Origin of the sequence: Halomonas colorata, assembly GCF_014897985.1 — a bacterium.
GTDB classification, from domain to species: Bacteria; Pseudomonadota; Gammaproteobacteria; order Pseudomonadales; family Halomonadaceae; genus Vreelandella; species Vreelandella colorata.
This window is the reverse complement of the sequence record NZ_JABUZA010000087.1, coordinates 1-2939: the sequence shown is the minus strand read 5'-3', so window position 1 is coordinate 2939 and position 2939 is coordinate 1. Positions and strand designations below refer to the sequence as shown.

Genomic DNA, 2939 nt, shown 5'->3' with positions numbered 1-2939 from the left:
CCAGACTCCTTCGGGTTATAGGGTCAAGCAATGAAGCGCACACGGTGGATGCCTAGGCAGCCAGAGGCGATGAAAGACGTGGTAGCCTGCGATAAGGTTCGGTGAGGTGGCAACAACCTGTGACCCGGACATCTCTGAATGGGGAAACCCACTGACCATAAGGTCAGTATCATGCACTGAATACATAGGTGTATGAGGCGAACCAGGGGAACTGAAACATCTAAGTACCCTGAGGAAAAGAAATCAACCGAGATTCCCCTAGTAGCGGCGAGCGAACGGGGACCAGCCCTTAAGCATGTGACTGATTAGACGAACAGATTGGGAAGTCTGGCCGTAGCGGGTGATAGCCCCGTAGTCGAAAATCTGATCATGTGAAATCGAGTAGGTCGGGGCACGAGAAACCTTGACTGAAGACGGGGGGACCATCCTCCAAGGCTAAATACTCCTGGCTGACCGATAGTGAACCAGTACCGTGAGGGAAAGGCGAAAAGAACCCCGGAGAGGGGAGTGAAATAGATCCTGAAACCGTGTGCGTACAAGCAGTAGGAGCAGACTTGTTCTGTGACTGCGTACCTTTTGTATAATGGGTCAGCGACTTATATTCAGTGGCGAGGTTAACCGTATAGGGGAGCCGTAGGGAAACCGAGTCTTAACTGGGCGACACAGTCGCTGGATATAGACCCGAAACCGGGCGATCTATCCATGAGCAGGGTGAAGGTTGAGTAACATCAACTGGAGGCCCGAACCAGGATCTGTTGAAAAAGATTTGGATGACTTGTGGATCGGAGTGAAAGGCTAATCAAGCCCGGAGATAGCTGGTTCTCCTCGAAAGCTATTTAGGTAGCGCCTCACGTATCACCGCCGGGGGTAGAGCACTGTTTCGGCTAGGGGGTCATCCCGACTTACCAACCCGAGGCAAACTCCGAATACCGGTGAGTGCGAGCGTGGGAGACACACGGCGGGTGCTAACGTCCGTCGTGAAAAGGGAAACAACCCAGACCGTCAGCTAAGGTCCCCAAATCCTGGTTAAGTGGGAAACGATGTGGGAAGGCTCAGACAGCTAGGAGGTTGGCTTAGAAGCAGCCATCCTTTAAAGAAAGCGTAATAGCTCACTAGTCGAGTCGGCCTGCGCGGAAGATGTAACGGGGCTAAACCAGGTACCGAAGCTACGGGTTCATCCTTTAGGATGAGCGGTAGAGGAGCGTCGTGTAAGCCAATGAAGGTGAGTTGAGAAGCTTGCTGGAGGTATCACGAGTGCGAATGCTGACATGAGTAACGATAAGGGGAGTGAAAAACTCCCCCGCCGGAAGACCAAGGTTTTCTGTTCGATGCTAATCAGAGCAGAGTGAGTCGGCCCCTAAGGCGAGGCGGAAACGCGTAGTCGATGGGAAACGGGCTAATATTCCCGTACCGGACATAATTGCGATGGGGGGACGGAGAAGGCTAGGTGAGCCAGGCGTTGGTTGTCCTGGTGAAAGTCAGTAGGCTTGGGTCTTAGGTAAATCCGGGACCCTCACAGGCCGAGAGACGAGACGAACTGACCACGGTCAGGAAGTCATTGATGCCACGCTTCCAGGAAAAGCCTCTAAGCTTCAGATTATGTGCGACCGTACCCCAAACCGACACAGGTGGTCAGGGTGAGAATCCCAAGGCGCTTGAGAGAACTCGGGTGAAGGAACTAGGCAAAATGGTGCCGTAACTTCGGGAGAAGGCACGCCGGCATAGCGTGATGGAACTTGCTTCCTAAGCGCGAACCGGTCGAAGATACCAGGTGGCTGCAACTGTTTATTAAAAACACAGCACTCTGCTAACGCGCAAGCGGACGTATAGGGTGTGACGCCTGCCCGGTGCCGGAAGGTTAAATGATGGTGTTAGGATTCGTCCGAAGCTCTTGATTGAAGCCCCGGTAAACGGCGGCCGTAACTATAACGGTCCTAAGGTAGCGAAATTCCTTGTCGGGTAAGTTCCGACCTGCACGAATGGCGTAATGATGGCCACGCTGTCTCCACCCGAGACTCAGTGAAATTGAAATCGCCGTGAAGATGCGGTGTACCCGCGGCTAGACGGAAAGACCCCGTGAACCTTTACTATAGCTTCACACTGGACGCTGATGTTGCCTGTGTAGGATAGCTGGGAGGCTTTGAACTTCGGACGCCAGTTCGAAGGGAGCCAACCTTGAAATACCAGCCTGGCATCATTGGCGTTCTCACTCAGGTCCGTTATCCGGATCGAGGACAGTGTGTGGTGGGTAGTTTGACTGGGGCGGTCTCCTCCCAAAGAGTAACGGAGGAGCACGAAGGTACCCTCAGCACGGTCGGACATCGTGCATTGAGTGCAAGAGCATAAGGGTGCTTGACTGCGAGACAGACACGTCGAGCAGGTGCGAAAGCAGGTTCTAGTGATCCGGTGGTTCTGTATGGAAGGGCCATCGCTCAACGGATAAAAGGTACTCCGGGGATAACAGGCTGATACCGCCCAAGAGTTCACATCGACGGCGGTGTTTGGCACCTCGATGTCGGCTCATCACATCCTGGGGCTGAAGTCGGTCCCAAGGGTATGGCTGTTCGCCATTTAAAGTGGTACGCGAGCTGGGTTTAGAACGTCGTGAGACAGTTCGGTCCCTATCTGCCGTGGGCGTTGGATGTTTGAGAAGAGCTGCTCCTAGTACGAGAGGACCGGAGTGGACGACCCTCTGGTGTTCCGGTTGTCACGCCAGTGGCATTGCCGGGTAGCTATGGTCGGACGGGATAACCGCTGAAAGCATCTAAGCGGGAAGCCCCCTTCAAGATGAGACATCCCTGAGGCCTAGAGCCTCCTGAAGGGCCCAGCGAGACCAGCTGGTTGATAGGCACGGTGTGGACGCACTGCAAGGTGTTGAGCTAACGTGTACTAATGGCCCGTGAGGCTTGACCCTATAACACCCAAGGGGTCTGGTCGCA

At 54.2% G+C, this 2939-nt stretch carries 1 rRNA gene; it reads left to right on the top strand.

Features of this window, described 5'->3' with window-relative positions:
* Window positions 1-21: 21 nt before the first annotated feature.
* Window positions 22-2914 (top strand): 23S ribosomal RNA (locus INT33_RS20810).
* Window positions 2915-2939: the final 25 nt, after the last annotated feature.